This is a genomic window from Microcoleus sp. N9_A2 (assembly GCF_036701775.1).
Lineage (GTDB): Bacteria > Cyanobacteriota > Cyanobacteriia > Cyanobacteriales > Microcoleaceae > Microcoleus.
In genome coordinates, this window is sequence record NZ_JAUBRH010000013.1 from 32861 (window position 1) to 47723 (window position 14863).

Below are 14863 nucleotides of genomic sequence, written 5' to 3' on the forward strand. Positions count from 1 at the left end.
GGATGAATGTTTGCTAATTTTTCAATAATCCTTTCAGGGCGGGCTAGAAGCCCAACCCACAATAAAATTAATTCATAATATTGTGGAACAGGCCGGACAGCCTGTTCTTAAAACTGCTGCAAGCTGTGATTTTTCACGTATTCTGCGATCGCCCCTTGGACTGCAAACAGGGTGCGATCGCCCTTTTCGACTTTTTCGATTAATAATCTCCGTCTCAAGGATTCGACGGCTTTGAGGAATTCTGATGGGGATAATTCCAAGAGGGCTGGCTTTTTGGAGATTTCGACTGCTTTGTTTTGATTCGCCAACCAGGACATTACTTGTTTTTCAGTATCTGACAAGCGCTGAAAATGTTTGTGCAATAAATATTCTAAGTCTCCTAAAACTAAGCTGTCATAGGATAAAAAATCAGAAATATTGCCGTTAAATAAGTCTTGAATTGCAGCGGCTGCTGTATGCAGCCACAAGGGATTACCTTGGTAAAGATCGATCAATTCAGACCATTTTTCTGATTCTGCTAAGCCTTTTTCTGTGAAGATTTCTCGCGCTGCTTCTCCTAAACCATTGAGTGGCAATGTTTGACAAGTTTTCTGGCGGCTTTCTAAGGCTGCAATTTCTCTGGGTTTTTCCCAACTGAGGAGAATTAGGCAACTGTTGTGGGATGATTCTGCTATTTGTTTGAAGAATGCGCCGTAGTTTTCATAACCCGGTTGGTAGTTTCCTGCTAGTTGTTGGCTGCTGAAAATTGTTTGCACATCATCGAGGATGATGAGACAGCGGTGCGATCGCAAATAGTCTAGTAGGGGCAATCCCCCCGCGGTTGCCCTTTCTTCGGGCACCGAGGGGGCGGGCACGGGGGCACCGCCCCTACAGGATTGAATTATGTCGGTTTGGAGTGATGCGAGGGCTGGCGCGTTGTGGAGGCTTCGCCAGATGATGCGATCGAATTCGTGTTGAATTTGTGGGATTAGTTGGAGTGTCAGGGCGGTTTTGCCAATGCCGGATAAGCCGAGGATGGTGATGAGACGGGTGCGGCTTGAAATCCAGTTTTCGAGGGTGGTGAGTTCGGATGTGCGATCGTAAAATGTGGAGATTTCTGGTGCGTCGCCTAAGTCGATGCGGGGCTGTTTTGTTGTTGGTTGCGGGTTTGGGGGTGTTTTGGGCGATCGGGCTTTTTCAGGACAAACATTAAGGTTTTTATTAACTGTTATATTCTCACCTGTTATATTTTCAACAATAGTTGATCTATAGTTATAAACTATACCGTTTTCTAATACGGCCCTAAAATTGTTTTTAGTAATATTTTTTTTCAATCCTTTAGAAAGTGTTTTCCAAAGGTCCGATCCGACATTTCTAACATGACTTGGACTTGAGTAAACTTCTTGAGCAATTTGCGTGTAAGTTGTGTCTTGTAAAGTTCCCCGCAGAATAGCTTCTTGCACGTAATCCAAATGCTTTCCCGTCTTAGAAAAAATTAGCTCATCTGCCAGTGTCAAAACTTCGGCAATATCCATAGATTAGGGAGAAGCTGGAGTTGTACGCCATTAATTATACCTGACATTTCGTACAATCGTGACATTTTTGATTTGGTCATCTATCTAAAGTCAGGACTTTTCCTACACAGCTCATCCTTTATATTAATTGATTAAGGTATTAGCAGGATATTTTTATGAAGCGAGTGCGGTGGCTCAGCGGTTTGTTGTCGGCTGGGGTGTTGTCTTTTAGTTTAACGACAGTTGGCGCACAAGTGGCACAGGCCCAGCGCCCGATCCATATACTCGACCTGCAATGTCTCGTTACGCAGGGTACACTCTCACTTAGTAGTGGCGGGTTAGCTTATTTGTACAGGCGGCCTACAGACATTTCAATAGGCCGACAACTATACACCAGTATTATGAGTGTACGCGAGGCCAGTTGGACTTGTAAACTCCCAGGCGGTCGTGCTTCTCTCCGATTGGAGTATGGAGTTGCAGATCAAGATGAGATTTCACCACCCAAAATCGAGGTTTATGTAGATGGAAATCAAGTAGCTTCTCAGGTGGGGAAGCTTGGGAGGATCAATACAATGCTGGTAGATGTTAGTAATGGTAAAAGTTTATCTCTTGATATCTCTTGTTCCACAGCTAAAAATTGTAACCAAAGGTCTTATCACTTCTTCAAATTTAATCTAGAGCCGGGGGCAAGTTCTCCTGGGAGTCGATAAATTATGAGTATCAGCCGCCGTCAATTTAACCGGATCGTCATCTGGGGTGGCGCTTCTTTTGCTGCTTCCGCCACATCCGGCATCTTTTTCCCTAAACCTGCCGAGGCTTATTCCCTAGAATTTCCGATTAGTGCTTTATCAGCCGATCGCGTTTTTAACGGTATTCAAAAATATTGTGGAGCACAGCCCATCCCCGGTGTTCTATCACCGATCGTACAAGGCAATAGTAATGTTAGCAGTAAAGTAGAACCAGCGGCCGCCAACGCTATTCGCACCGCAGACAAAGAATTTGTCAACCGCAATTTTACCAGCAAAAGAACCGAATTAGCTGTAACTGGCAGCGGTTCTAATTTTGCATCAGATACCAGTCGGCTGTGGGGGCGGCAAAGACAGGATCAAGTCGGCCCGAATGTGGGCTTTGGCTTCGTACAAAAGTGGGAAGATCAATATAGCGATGCCAAAATTTCCGGGCCGACAATGTGCGCTATTCATAACGCTCAACAAGTCTTAGCCGATCAAAGATTGACACCTCCTGAAATCGCCGCTTCTATCTTACCAACTCGATCGCGATTGGATGATTGGGGCTCCTGGGGAGGTGATACCGATGCCTCTGCTGGGAGGAATCCTGGTGCTGTTTTTGCTCAATACGATACAGCCGCGGGTACGGTGACATCTCGCTACGATTTAGTTGAACCGGGGCCGAAAGGTTTTGGGCGGGTTGAGTATACTATTGAAGCCGAAGATCAGCCTCGGCGGGTGATTTTGGTGACGGTGAGGTTTTAGGGAAGTAATAGAGATATTCGGTAGGGACACAGGACTGCTGTGTCCTCTTTCTTTCTCTTTCTATATTTCTGCGGATACGGACATGGCAGTGCCGTTTCCCTACAAATATTCTGTATCAAATCAATCCTATTTTTGCAGTTGACCAATCAAATCTAATGCTTTCTGAGCATCTGCATTCATTCCTTGATCCCTAAATAAACGAGCAGCTTGTTGCAAATCTGCGATCGCCCCTGGCCTATCTCCCATTCTCACCAAGGTAATTCCTCGGTTAGCATAAGCCTTTGCATAACTGGGATTGAGTTGAATTGCTTGAGTGTAATCAGCTAAGGCAGAGCGATCGTTATTGATGCGAAATAAGGCCAATCCTCTGTTAAAATAAGTGTTGGCGCGACCGGGATTGATTTGCAGCGCTTGATTGAAATCGTCGATCGCCCCTTTTTGATCGCCCAAATCTGAAAGCGCCAATCCTCGGTTGTTGTAAGCCGCGGCAAAGTTTCTATCCAAACGGATGACTTGAGTATAATCGGCGATCGCCCCCGGTTTATCTCCCATCGCCGACAAAACCAGCCCCCGATTGTAGTAAGCATCGACATAACCGGCATTTAGGGCGATCGCCTTGCTATAATCAGCGAGACTTTTTGGCATTTGTCTCAAATCTGAATAAGCCAGTGCTCGATAAAAATAAGCTTCTGAATAATCTGATTGAGTTTGAATCGCTTGGTTGAAATCTGCCACAGCCCCTGACAAATCTCCCTTGTCAAACCGAGTTAAACCCCGAACGTAATAAGTTTTAGCATCTTGGGGATTGTTCAGTTTCAGAGGTGCATTGGCTGTGGGAGAGGTATTTATCAAAAGTGCCGATCGATTTAAGCCCGCATCCGACAATTTAGCGATAAAAGTGTTGATAGGAATTGCCGAATTAAACCCTGTTTTATCTGTAAATTTATCTACTGGTTTTCCTTCGTCATCCGTTATAAAATCGAGATCGCCCTCTCCATGAACCCCGACTACGCGCCCTTCTCCATCAAATACAGGCCCTCCACTCATTCCCCCTTTCGTGACAGCATTGTAACGCAAGGTATAACCCCGTGGATGATTCTGACGACGGCTGGTAACAAAGCCTGGTGAAAATTCAAAATTGCGTTTAACTGTGTACTTTTGTTCCAACATATTACCTGGATAGCCAAACACAAAAATTCCTGTACCAATTGCCGCTTGTTCGGAATCGCCTAAAGTTACAACAGGATAAGATTCTGGACTGTTAAATGTTACGACTGCTAAATCTGGAGCATTCTGGCCTTTCTGCAATAGTACACTTCTGGTTACTTGATAGTCTTTTCCAGCAGATGTGCGAATTGTATAAGTATCCTTAGTATTAGCAACAACATGGTTAGATGTCAAAACTGTGTAAGTTGTGCCTTGTTTGGCAATAATAAATCCAGACCCGCCACCATGAAGTGTTGCATTGATTTGAACCGTGACAGATTCAGCTAATTTGGCAATTTCTGGCGATGACATAGCGAAAATCGGTGCAGGCGCAAAAATGACTATTCCTGCTACCGTTACTGTTCCTGCTAGGATGCTGGTGAGGGAATCAAAGCGCGAATAATCCCTATTCATAGGTGATTGCTGAAGAGTAAGATTTTTTATACTCCGAATAGTATAGGCGAAAATAAAATTTATTAAAACCAGAAACCCTGATGTTTTCAGATGCTTTCGATTTTGATGACATTTCGTACATTTCGTACATTTCCACCATTGCCGACATTACTATGCCATATTTTACTTGTAGATGTTCCAGGGTAAACGCATCTAAATTAAGTTGACATAAAATCATGTTTGTGAATCACTAAAATTGGGTGCATCTCACTTTTGCAAATACATCAAGCGGAAAGTTGACCATTGAGATAAGCACAGCGAAGAGAAAGGAATTAGAAAACACTCTCGATATTCCACTGCGCTCCCGATAGTTTCACCCTGACTCCAATTCCTTTAATCGTTGATTCCACTGTTCCAGAACCGATAGAACTTAAAGATGCTTCTTTATAGTATCGGTAGTTACAGCACTTTCGTGACTAAGAGGTACAGTAACAGCAGTGATCAAAAGAATTTTCGATTTGCTTACTTGAACATAATTTCACTCCCAATTCCAATAGTTTTTCTACTATCTGTACACTTCGAGGTACATATCTCCTGACTATTGTACCTAATCATTAAGCAAAGTGCTGTAAGGTTCAGTCAGCGCAAAATGTAATGGGCATTTGAATACAACATTGTCATTCGCGAAAACGCCACATAACAACCCGCATTGCACCATTTTCAAGAACAGGCTTTCCGGCCTGTTCCACAAAGAGTATATTTCTCGTGGGGTGGTCAGGAGAGCGCGCCCATAAAAGGCTTCTTGAGAATGGTGCAACATCTCAGGTTAAGCAAACTTAATCTTCAAATAATCATCCTCCATCTTCGCCCCCGAAGGTTGCAGCGCGGCTAAAGCTTGCGGCAAAACCATATTGCGGCGGTGATTCCCAATCCGAACATTCAATTCATCTCCCGTTTTCGTCAACTGAATTTGATCCTTAGCAATTCCCGGCAAATACAGTTCGAGAACATATTGATTGTTGTCCTGCACAATTCTAATCGTATTTTCTGTGTAATAAACCTTGCTTGGGTCTTCATCTGCATAAAGCGTTTCTTTCAAACGTTCCAAAGCCGGCAAACCGCACATTTCCTCGGAATAAAGCGGCACTTCTTTTACAGGAAGCGGCCGAAAATTTTCGTGAATTTCCTGCTTGTACTGCTGCTGGTTCTCTTTCCAGCGCTTGAAAAATGGATCGGTTACTTCTTCAGGAATAATCCGGTTGGCGACAATTAAATCTGTGGCAACATTGTACAAACTCAAATAGGCGTGAGCTCGCAAAGATTCTTTGATTACCATTTTTTCAGGATTCGTAACTAACCTTACCGAAGTCACAGTATTGTCAGTTAAAATCTTTTCCAAAGCTTCAATTTGTTCGTAAAATTCATAAGGTGCATCCATCACCTCTTTGTCGGGCAAAGAAAAGCCCGCAAGTGGTCTAAAAAACGGTTCAACTAAAGGTCTGAGGGCAACAGATATACCTTGCAAAGGCTTGTAAAATTTTCTCATGTACCAGCCGCCAACTTCCGGCAAACTTAGCAGTCGCAATGCTGTACCTGTGGGGGCGGAATCGATAATTAAAACATCATATATGCCCTCGTCGTAATGGCGTTTCATCCGCACCAAACCAAAGATTTCGTCCATTCCCGGCAAAATGGCTAATTCTTCAGCTTGCACGCCCTCAAGTCCCTGCGCTTTCAAAACTTGAGTAATGTAGCGTTTGACTGCTCCCCAATTGCCTTCTAATTCCCTGAGAGCGTCCAATTCTGCTCCCCACAAATTGGGTTTGACCAGTCGAGCATCGTGTCCGAGTTCCATGTCGAAGCTGTCGGCCAAGGAGTGGGCGGGATCTGTGCTCAGCACTAGGGTTTTGTATCCCAATTCGGCGCATCGCAAGCCCGTAGCAGCGGCTACGGAGGTTTTGCCGACGCCGCCTTTTCCGGTCATTAATATTAAGCGCATTGATTGTTTAGCTCGCCTGAAAGTTCTTTACTTATATATTGTAACGGGATGTAACGGAGATTAATTTAGTGGGGTAATTAATTTGGTCGATCGCCCGCCGGACACAGCCAATTGTCAACACAGCACAAAATCGGTGCGATGTCAATAGCAATAAAAGTTAAATCGTGTCCGATGGATCGATCGCGAACTCATCGCATTTTTTGGTCATACCTTTCATCTAAAGCGTGCGATCCATTGGAATTACGATCGCCCTTTGAGACATCTTGCAGCGAATTTTTAAACCAGATGGACTGCTGGGGGAATGGCATAGAAATTTTTTCTTCATCAAATACCTGCTTCAATCGCCGGCGAAACTCGCGTCCGACTTCCCACTTTTTCAGGGGTTGAGTTTGAATCAAGAGGCGAATCGTAATGCTATTTTCACCAAACGCATCAACGCCAAGTACCTTGGGAGGTTCTAATATTAATTCTTGCCACTCAGAATCCAAACTCATTTGAGTCGCTGCTTTTTTAATTACGGCGATCGCACGGTCAATATCGGTATTATAAGCAACCTCAATACCTAAATTCACACGAGACCAACTGCTAGTATGGTTTTTCACCATCGTAATACTGCCATTTGGAATACTAATTAAATCGCCATCTTGGTTCCGTAATTGAGTTACCCGCAGGTTCATTGTTTCCACGGTTCCACTTTCATTGTTAGCAGTGATTATATCGCCAACCCCATACTGATCCTCCAAGAGAAAAAACAATCCGTTAATCATGTCTTTGACAAGACTTTGAGAGCCAAAGGAAATCGCCAACCCAAAAATACTCACACTTGCCAAAAGCGGCACAATATTAACACCCAAAATTGACAAAGCAGTCAATCCGCCAGCAGCAATACAACAGAAACCGCTAGCTCCCTTCATCACGCCAGAAAAAGTTTTTAGCCGCTGAATCCTTCGGACTGATACACTATCTTGAAGGAATTGTCCCTGACTGAGAGCTGCTACAAAATGGTCAATTACAACGAAGCTGATGCGAAGTATTAGGTAAGTTGCAGCCCCAATTAAGATTAAGTTGAGTAAGGTGACGCTCACACTTTTCAGCAATAGTGATTGCAGCCATCGAGTCTGCGGAAACAGGCTCAAACAAAATGAAATTCCGCCTCCCCACAGGCCAAGCTGGCCGAGTTGCAATAACCGCTGTCGCACTTCGTACCAAAATTTGAGCCGCTGCTTCCGAGCAATTTTTTGTTGCTGTTTGCAAGCAATCGCTGCAGCTTCATCCTGCTCCTGTTCAGACAAATCTTCTACTTGCTCTTGGGAAGCATTGAGTTGTTCGATCTGTGTTAAGACTGCTGCATAACGGGCTTTGATATAGCGCTGTCTGAGGCGCATTCCCAGACTGAGCAGGAGCATAAATAGGATGACTCCGCCCGCTCGCAATGCCTGCTTTGCTAAAAACTTTGGCTGATGCTCCCGTTGAGACGCAAGCAGGGCGTTTTTAATAATTTGAGTCAAGTTTTGAGCGTGAGTGGTTAGTTCGACTCCGTAGAGGCGAGCATCGTCAGTGGTAACGGTCATCAAATAGTTTTTATTAACAGAAATAATTGGAAGTTGACTTGTTTGGTCTACGCTGTAATCGACTTCTAATTTTCCCGGTTCAAAGTTGGTATTGGCAATTCCTTGAAGCTGATTTGTAACGGTTTTTACTCTTTGCTGAATGGGTGAAAGAGAAATTGCTTCTTGCTGCTTGGTGTTGAGTGCAGGAGCTGTCAAAGCAAATATCGGACGACCATCTAAATAAACATCACCGACAACAAAGTTAGTACCATCGTTACCGGAATAGATATTGAATAATCGCTGTGGTTCTGGAGATGAGGGTTGTCCGGCCACTGGCACTATCGACGCGCCCAAGAGGAAGATGAATGCACCAATTCCCAAGGCAATTTTGCGCCACAGGTAATTAGTTCGACGAGAATTAAGATTTATCCAGTTCAAGCAAGACATTTTTCTACACATTGCATATTTGTATCAAGGTCTCATATCAATTCCGTTAGCATCGGAATTATTCATTTCTCTCTGACCTCTCTGTGTTCTCTGTGTTCTCTGTGGTTAAATCATTCCGATGCAACCGGAAACGATATCACCTGGGTTTGATTGCTACAGAATGCAATTGATAACGCAATCTGCGCTGTCGCCATTAAGCCAAAAATGATGGCGCAACAGGGTGGCCTTTAGGTTCGATCGCTCAAAGCCAGAGGAATTGAGCAAATGATGGTGGTGAGGCCTGACTCGATCGACTAAAGTGTTGAGTTCGATCGCCGGTTTCGCCACCAAAGCTGCCATTATAACGCTGCACCCAAGACTGTTTGACTAGATGAGAAATTGAGGCGCTGTCATAGTAGTGGCTGGTAAATTCTGCGATCGCCCGATCGGCAATCATCTATCGCCTTTAATCGGGCAAATTAAAAAAGGTTTTACCTGGTGCATAGCAAGCCAAGGTAACGCAGCAAGCGACAGTTACTTTTGAGTAGCGACGGGAAATACAAGTTGTTTGAGCACATCAAAGCGCGAACAATTCCAGTAATCAATGTGGGAAACGATTAAACCGTCGCTGTTGACCTTCAGTTCGCTTCTCCCGCTAATCGCCATTTTTGGTTTCCAAGGTAGCGGTGCTATCCAACTCAGAGTCCAGCGAGTTTCGATGGCATCTCCCGACTGAGAAATATCGTGCAAATCGAGTTGAATTTGTTGAAAAAAAGTTCCCATAAACCCGAGCATTTTTTGGTAGCGATCGACTCCTGTAAATCGATGTAGAGGGTCTTCAAAATAAACATCTTTAGCATAAATGCTGTAAGTCTGATTTTCAGGAAATCTACGGTAGTCCTCGGTGATAATTTGAATAATATTCATGATGATTAGGGATTTGCCTAAAATGATTATAATATAGTTTATACCTGCTATAGAAAAGGCGGATAATTTATGATCGACCTCTACACTTTTACCACGCCCAACGGACGCAAAGTCTCGATTCTGCTCGAAGAAATAGGTTTACCCTACAACACGCACGTCATCGACATCACAAAAAACGACCAATTTAGCCCAGAGTTCATCGCCATCAACCCCAACAGCAAAATTCCGGCAATAGTCGATCGCGATAACGGCATCACCGTCTTCGAGTCCGGCGCCATCCTGATCTATCTAGCAGAAAAAAACGGCAAATTTCTCCCCACCGACAAAGAAAAATACTTTCAAGTTATCGAGTGGCTGATGTTTCAAATGGCCAGCGTCGGGCCAATGTTCGGTCAGCTAAACCACTTCAAACGCTATGCACCAGAACAAATTCCTTATGCAATTCAACGCTACGAAAAAGAAACATTGCGACTCTACGGAGTATTAGACACTCAACTAGAAAAATCCGAATACATCTGCGGCGAATATTCAATTGCCGATATGGCTACTTATCCCTGGGTTGCTATTTACGAATTTCAAGGATTAACCCTCGACAACCACCCCCACCTCAAACGCTGGGTAGAAACCTTGCAGAAGCGCCCAGCAGTTGAGCGCGGCATGGCTGTCCCCGCGATGTAAAAATCAAAAAAATTAACCGCAGACAAACAAAGATATCATTAATTAGATCTAAGTTTGTCCGCGTTCACCTGCGGTTAAAGAATATTTAAAACCTAATCAGCGAAATGCTTAATAATCGCATCCGCAAACTCAGAACACTTCAGTTCCGGCACAGGCGGCTCCATCAACCTCGCCAAATCGTAGGTAACTTCACCGTTAGAAATAGCCGCGCCCAAACCTTTTTTAATTAAATCTGCGGCTTCCTGCCATCCCATATATTCTAACATCATTACCCCCGACAAAATCAGGGAACCGGGATTGACTTTATCCAAACCGGCGTGTTTCGGTGCAGTGCCGTGAGTCGCCTCAAAAACTGCACATTCATCGCCAATATTCGCGCCGGGGCCCATTCCCAATCCGCCGACAATTGCAGCCGCCGCATCGGATAAGTAATCGCCGTTTAAATTCATGGTTGCCAAAATCGAATATTCGCCTGGCCTGGTTTGAATTTGCTGAAAAATACTATCAGCAATTCTGTCATTAACCATGATTTTTTCTTGCCACTTACCCTTACCGTGACTGTCCCAAATTGCAAACAGAACGTCGGCAACTTCTTGGCGGATTTTAGCTTGTTTTTCGGGAGTCAAGGCATCGTATCCCGGATCGATTTGGCGGGCATTGTCTTCTAAGCTAATCTCGGGATTGCGTTCTTTGTTGCCCAGAATCCAAGATTCTCTTTCTGTCACGCATTGGTTCCGAAATTCGGTGGTTGCTAGTTCGTAACCCCAATCTCGGAAAGCTCCTTCGGTGTATTTCATGATGTTGCCTTTGTGCACCAAGGTTACTTGTTGCTTGTCTTTTGGCAACCGCAAAGCGTGAGTCATAGCCCGCCGCACTAAACGCTGGGAACCGCTTTTGCTAATTGGTTTAATTCCGATTCCCGAATCGAGGCGAATTTGTTTTTTGCCGTGTTCTGGTGTTGCTGGAATTAACTCATTGTTGAGGTATTCAATCAACTTTTTGCCTATTTCGCTGCCTTTTGCCCATTCAATTCCGAGGTAAATATCTTCTGTATTTTCCCGGTAAATAATTACATCTAGGAGTTCGGGAGTTTTGTGCAGCGATGGGGTTCCATCGTAATATTTGCAGGGGCGCACGCAGGCGTAGAGGTCAAAGATTTGCCGCAATGCTACGTTTAGCGATCGAATTCCGCCACCGATTGGGGTTGTCAGCGGGCCTTTGATGGCGACTCCGTATTCTTTGATGGCGTCTAGGGAATCTTGGGGCAAATATTGGTATGTACCGTAGACATCGCAGGCTTCGTCGCCTACGTAAATCTTGAACCAGTTAATTTTTCGCTGGCCGCCGTAAGCCTGTTCTACTGCGGCATCCATGACTTTCTGGGATGCTGGCCACAAGTCCACGCCCGTACCGTCGCCGCGTATGAAGGGAATAATTGGGTCGTTGGGGACGATCGGCAAACCGTCTTTGAATGTAATTTTAGAACCAGTGGTCGGGGCTACAATCTTTTCGTACATATCTTAACAGTGCGGATACCAATGTTCCCTATTTTGCCACGATTATACCAGAAGGAAGAAGGAAGAAGGCCCTTCGGCTTCGCTCAGCGTGAAAAGAAGGAAGAAGGAAGAGGGAAGAAAAAACCATAAGCGAGCGGCTGCCGGTGACTGTGCTAATCTGGCGATCGCAAATTTAAAACTAAATTTAAAACTAAATTTAAAAAAAGTAGCAAAGATAGCAGAAGTTTCTCTCAAGTATGCCCATCTATCTTTCAGCGCTACTGTTCGGGACATCGTTGAAGCAAGTCACAATGGTGATTTTTTTTTGACCACAGATGACAGCAGATTTACGCAGGTTAACGCAGATTATTTTGAGGATATTTGGGTTTATTTGCGATATTTTTCCTTCTGCATATTCTTCTTGATAACCCACAAAATAAATCCGATGACAACAATCACCACAACTATTTTGGAAACAGGAGCAAGATATTCATCTACACGTTCATAATTTTCCGCTAGTTTATATCCGGCCAAGGTTAGAAAACTTACCCATAGAATAGTCCCGCCTGTTGAGTATGCCAGAAAGGGAATTAAAGGCATATTGTTGATGCCTGCGGGCAGGGAAATCAGGGTGCGAACTCCCGGTACGAGGCGACACAAAAATACGGCTTTGTTGCCGTGTCTGGTAAACCATCTATTTGCTTTGTTAATATCGGCGCCGGATACTGCGATCCATTTGCCGTATTTGTCGGCTAAATCCCTCAAGCGTTCTTCGCTCAATAATTTACCTGCATAGTACCAGGGAAGCGCTCCTAAAACTGTGCCGATTGTCCCTGCTGCGATCGCCGGTGCCAACTGCATATCGCCCTTGGATGCGGTGAATCCTGCCAGGGGCATAATCAATTCTGAGGGGATGGGCGGGAACAGGTTTTCTAAGAACATCAACAGTCCAATGCCCAGATAGCCCATTGACTGCATTGTGTTAGTTATCCATTCAACCATTTTGCTTTAATAATTGGTAATAGGTACAGAAGAAGTCATTAGTCATTAGTCATTAGTCATTAGTCATTCGACTGCGAACCAGGGAGGCAGAGCCTCCGTCTATTCATTCCTAGGCAGAGCCTAGGAACGATAAATGATCAACGAGAAGCTATGATTAAGTTCCCGAAGTCCAGGAGTTGGTGTACTCAATTTGCTCGGCTGTCAAGGTATCAATGTGAATTCCCATTGCTTCCAATTTGAGACGCGCAATTTCCTTGTCAACATCCACAGGAATTGAATGAATTCCTGCTTCTAACTTGCCTTTATTTTTGACTAGATATTCAGTGGCTAAGGCTTGGTTAGCAAAGCTCATATCCATGACAGCGCTGGGGTGTCCTTCGGCTGCTGCCAAGTTGATCAAACGGCCTTCGCCCAAGACAATAACCGACTTGCCGTTATTGAGGCGGTATTCTTGGGTGAAAGAGCGAACTGTTTTCACGCCGGTGCTTTTTGCGCCGAGGGATTTGAGGTCGATTTCAATGTCAAAGTGACCGGAATTACAAACAATTGCGCCGTCTTTCATGGTGTCGAAATGTTCGGCACGGATGACGTGTTTGTTGCCGGTAACGGTGATGAAGATATCGCCGACTTTGGCTGCTTCGTCCATTGGCATGACGCGGAAACCGTCCATCACTGCTTCGATCGCCCGAATCGGATCGATTTCGGTGACAATTACGTTAGCGCCCATGCCGCGAGCCCGTTGTGCCGTGCCTTTGCCGCACCAACCGTAACCTGCAACCACAATATTTTTGCCGGCTAACAAAATGTTGGTAGCGCGGATAATGCCGTCTAGGGTAGATTGACCGGTGCCGTAGCGGTTGTCAAAAAAGTGCTTGGTGTCTGCGTCGTTGACGTTCATGGCGGGGAAAGTCAGCACGCCGTCTTTCAACATTGCCCGCAGGCGCACGATGCCGGTGGTAGTTTCTTCGGTGGTTCCGATCAAGTCGGCAATTTGGTTCGGGCGGTGCTGGATCAGGGCTGCTACTACGTCGCTGCCGTCGTCGATGATAATGTTGGGGCGGTGGTCGAGGGCTGTGTTAACGTGCCGTTCGTAGGTAGCCGCGTCTTCTCCTCTGAGGGCGAAGACGGAAATGCCGTAGTCTTCAACTAAGCAAGCGGCTACGTCATCTTGGGTGCTTAAGGGGTTGCTAGCGATGAGTACAGCGTCTGCGCCGCCCATTTTCAGGGCGATCGCCAAATGGGCTGTTTCTGTGGTTACGTGGCAGCAAGCTGAAATACGGATGCCTGCGAAGGGCTTTTCTTTAGCGAAGCGTTCTTGAATTTGGCGCAATACTGGCATTTCGCGGCCGGCCCACTCGATGCGTTGCTTTCCCAACGGGGCGAGGGACAAGTCTTTGACTTCGTGTTTAATCTTGACGGATGTAGCAACCATGTATGTTATTTTCCAGAAATCATCAAACTTTGTTAGTTTTAGCAGATTAAGTCATCGGCGGGCAAGTGCTGTGATTTTACTCGATCGGGGTCGGCGCTGCTAATCTTAAATTTTGATTGTGTTTTAATGATTAGCGAACGAGTCGATGGAGTCACACCCACAGTAAGAGTCAAACATTCCTGTCGGCCGATGGAGCTCAATCTTTTGTGTTAGCGTAGCGTTCTGTTCTGGAATTATTTGACACTCTCACTGGGTCTGCTGACAGTTTAAGCGCCTGCTTGATTGCGTTCCCGGCTTTGCGTCCGGCAGATATCATCAGTTGGTTAGGACTTTGTTCAGTAGGGATTAGTTTCGCATTCCAAGACATCTTCAAATACTTTTTAGCGGAAATATTTTTGCTGTTGCACGAACCGTTGCAATTTGGCGATCGGATAATTGTAGAAGGCTTTGAAGGTACTGTTGAAAAGATTTTGCTGCGTTCAACTCAAATTATTAGTGATCTGGGAGAGCCAGTTATCGTGCCGAAGGCGATCGTATTTACCAGAAAGAATTGGTTTAAAGCCCAAAGCCCGATCGGGAGAAATTAAAAGAAGACTATTCATTACTCCAATCCTCTTCCTTCCAGGTAGAGGTCGCCCTCTTGCGGTCAACTGTCAACTGAACAATTCTGCTATTGGACGCTGCCGGAACCAGCACAGGTGCGGCGGACAAAAACCAAGGCTGAGAGTGGGAGAGGGGGAGAGTGGGAGAGTGGGAGAGTGGGAAAAA

The 14863-nt window shown here is 45.1% G+C and carries 12 protein-coding genes and 1 pseudogene; 3 read left to right on the top strand and 10 right to left on the bottom strand.

The window, feature by feature from the left end:
- Positions 1–107: 107 nt before the first annotated feature.
- Positions 108–1514 (bottom strand): NB-ARC domain-containing protein, encoded by a 1407-nt coding sequence (locus QUA44_RS10615; protein WP_333250660.1) that lies wholly within the window; start codon positions 1512–1514, stop codon positions 108–110.
- A 692-nt stretch (positions 1515–2206) separates the two neighbouring features.
- On the opposite strand from QUA44_RS10615, the gene QUA44_RS10620 reads away from it, so the two are divergent.
- A complete protein-coding gene (locus QUA44_RS10620) occupies positions 2207–2986 on the top strand; it encodes a Tat pathway signal protein (RefSeq protein ID WP_333250659.1) in 780 nt (259 codons plus the stop codon).
- A gap of 126 nt (positions 2987–3112) precedes the next feature.
- Here QUA44_RS10620 and QUA44_RS10625 read toward each other — a convergent pair whose 3' ends face one another.
- From QUA44_RS10625 to QUA44_RS10650, 6 genes and pseudogenes are all read right to left on the bottom strand, one after another.
- On the bottom strand, positions 3113–4606 hold the full coding sequence (locus QUA44_RS10625) for a tetratricopeptide repeat-containing serine protease family protein (RefSeq protein ID WP_333250657.1): 1494 nt from the start codon (positions 4604–4606) through the stop codon (positions 3113–3115).
- Between the two features lie 311 nt (positions 4607–4917).
- Positions 4918–5046 (bottom strand): annotated as a pseudogene (locus tag QUA44_RS10630) (ISKra4-like element ISMiva1 family transposase); the annotation flags it as partial.
- A gap of 365 nt (positions 5047–5411) precedes the next feature.
- Complete coding sequence (locus tag QUA44_RS10635; protein WP_333250655.1) at positions 5412–6584, bottom strand: TRC40/GET3/ArsA family transport-energizing ATPase; 1173 nt, start codon at positions 6582–6584, stop codon at positions 5412–5414.
- A 188-nt stretch (positions 6585–6772) separates the two neighbouring features.
- Positions 6773–8581, bottom strand: coding sequence for a mechanosensitive ion channel family protein (locus tag QUA44_RS10640; RefSeq protein ID WP_333250653.1), 1809 nt, complete (start codon positions 8579–8581; stop codon positions 6773–6775).
- A 241-nt stretch (positions 8582–8822) separates the two neighbouring features.
- Positions 8823–9017: a hypothetical protein gene (locus QUA44_RS10645; RefSeq protein WP_333250652.1), complete on the bottom strand. Its 195-nt coding sequence runs from the start codon at positions 9015–9017 to the stop codon at positions 8823–8825.
- Between the two features lie 77 nt (positions 9018–9094).
- Positions 9095–9487 carry a DUF2358 domain-containing protein gene (locus tag QUA44_RS10650; protein ID WP_333250650.1) on the bottom strand — a complete coding sequence of 131 codons (393 nt, stop codon included), beginning with the start codon at positions 9485–9487 and terminating at the stop codon, positions 9095–9097.
- A gap of 69 nt (positions 9488–9556) precedes the next feature.
- Between QUA44_RS10650 and QUA44_RS10655 the strand changes: the two genes are divergently transcribed.
- Positions 9557–10165: a glutathione S-transferase N-terminal domain-containing protein gene (locus QUA44_RS10655; protein WP_333250648.1), complete on the top strand. Its 609-nt coding sequence runs from the start codon at positions 9557–9559 to the stop codon at positions 10163–10165.
- A 92-nt stretch (positions 10166–10257) separates the two neighbouring features.
- Here QUA44_RS10655 and QUA44_RS10660 read toward each other — a convergent pair whose 3' ends face one another.
- The 3 genes from QUA44_RS10660 to ahcY form a co-directional block, all read right to left on the bottom strand.
- The gene (locus QUA44_RS10660; protein WP_333250646.1) at positions 10258–11682 is read right to left on the bottom strand and encodes an NADP-dependent isocitrate dehydrogenase; all 1425 of its coding nucleotides are present in this window, start codon (positions 11680–11682) and stop codon (positions 10258–10260) included.
- A 366-nt stretch (positions 11683–12048) separates the two neighbouring features.
- Positions 12049–12663 (bottom strand): DedA family protein, encoded by a 615-nt coding sequence (locus tag QUA44_RS10665; protein ID WP_333250644.1) that lies wholly within the window; start codon positions 12661–12663, stop codon positions 12049–12051.
- A gap of 154 nt (positions 12664–12817) precedes the next feature.
- On the bottom strand, positions 12818–14095 hold the full coding sequence (gene ahcY / locus QUA44_RS10670; RefSeq protein ID WP_333250642.1) for an adenosylhomocysteinase: 1278 nt from the start codon (positions 14093–14095) through the stop codon (positions 12818–12820).
- A 278-nt stretch (positions 14096–14373) separates the two neighbouring features.
- Here ahcY and QUA44_RS10675 point away from each other — a divergent pair, with 278 nt between their 5' ends.
- Positions 14374–14682, top strand: a complete 309-nt coding sequence (locus tag QUA44_RS10675; RefSeq protein ID WP_333250640.1) for a mechanosensitive ion channel domain-containing protein — start codon at positions 14374–14376, stop codon at positions 14680–14682.
- The last annotated feature ends 181 nt before the right edge of the window (positions 14683–14863 follow it).

Coding starts and splice junctions, on each gene's coding strand:
- QUA44_RS10615 (WP_333250660.1), bottom strand. CDS start 1,514: ATGGATATTGCCGAAGTTTTGACACTGGCAGATGAGCTAATTTTTTCT.
- QUA44_RS10620 (WP_333250659.1), top strand. CDS start 2,207: ATGAGTATCAGCCGCCGTCAATTTAACCGGATCGTCATCTGGGGTGGC.
- QUA44_RS10625 (WP_333250657.1), bottom strand. CDS start 4,606: ATGAATAGGGATTATTCGCGCTTTGATTCCCTCACCAGCATCCTAGCA.
- QUA44_RS10635 (WP_333250655.1), bottom strand. CDS start 6,584: ATGCGCTTAATATTAATGACCGGAAAAGGCGGCGTCGGCAAAACCTCC.
- QUA44_RS10640 (WP_333250653.1), bottom strand. CDS start 8,581: ATGTCTTGCTTGAACTGGATAAATCTTAATTCTCGTCGAACTAATTAC.
- QUA44_RS10645 (WP_333250652.1), bottom strand. CDS start 9,017: ATGATTGCCGATCGGGCGATCGCAGAATTTACCAGCCACTACTATGAC.
- QUA44_RS10650 (WP_333250650.1), bottom strand. CDS start 9,487: ATGAATATTATTCAAATTATCACCGAGGACTACCGTAGATTTCCTGAA.
- QUA44_RS10655 (WP_333250648.1), top strand. CDS start 9,557: ATGATCGACCTCTACACTTTTACCACGCCCAACGGACGCAAAGTCTCG.
- QUA44_RS10660 (WP_333250646.1), bottom strand. CDS start 11,682: ATGTACGAAAAGATTGTAGCCCCGACCACTGGTTCTAAAATTACATTC.
- QUA44_RS10665 (WP_333250644.1), bottom strand. CDS start 12,663: ATGGTTGAATGGATAACTAACACAATGCAGTCAATGGGCTATCTGGGC.
- ahcY (WP_333250642.1), bottom strand. CDS start 14,095: ATGGTTGCTACATCCGTCAAGATTAAACACGAAGTCAAAGACTTGTCC.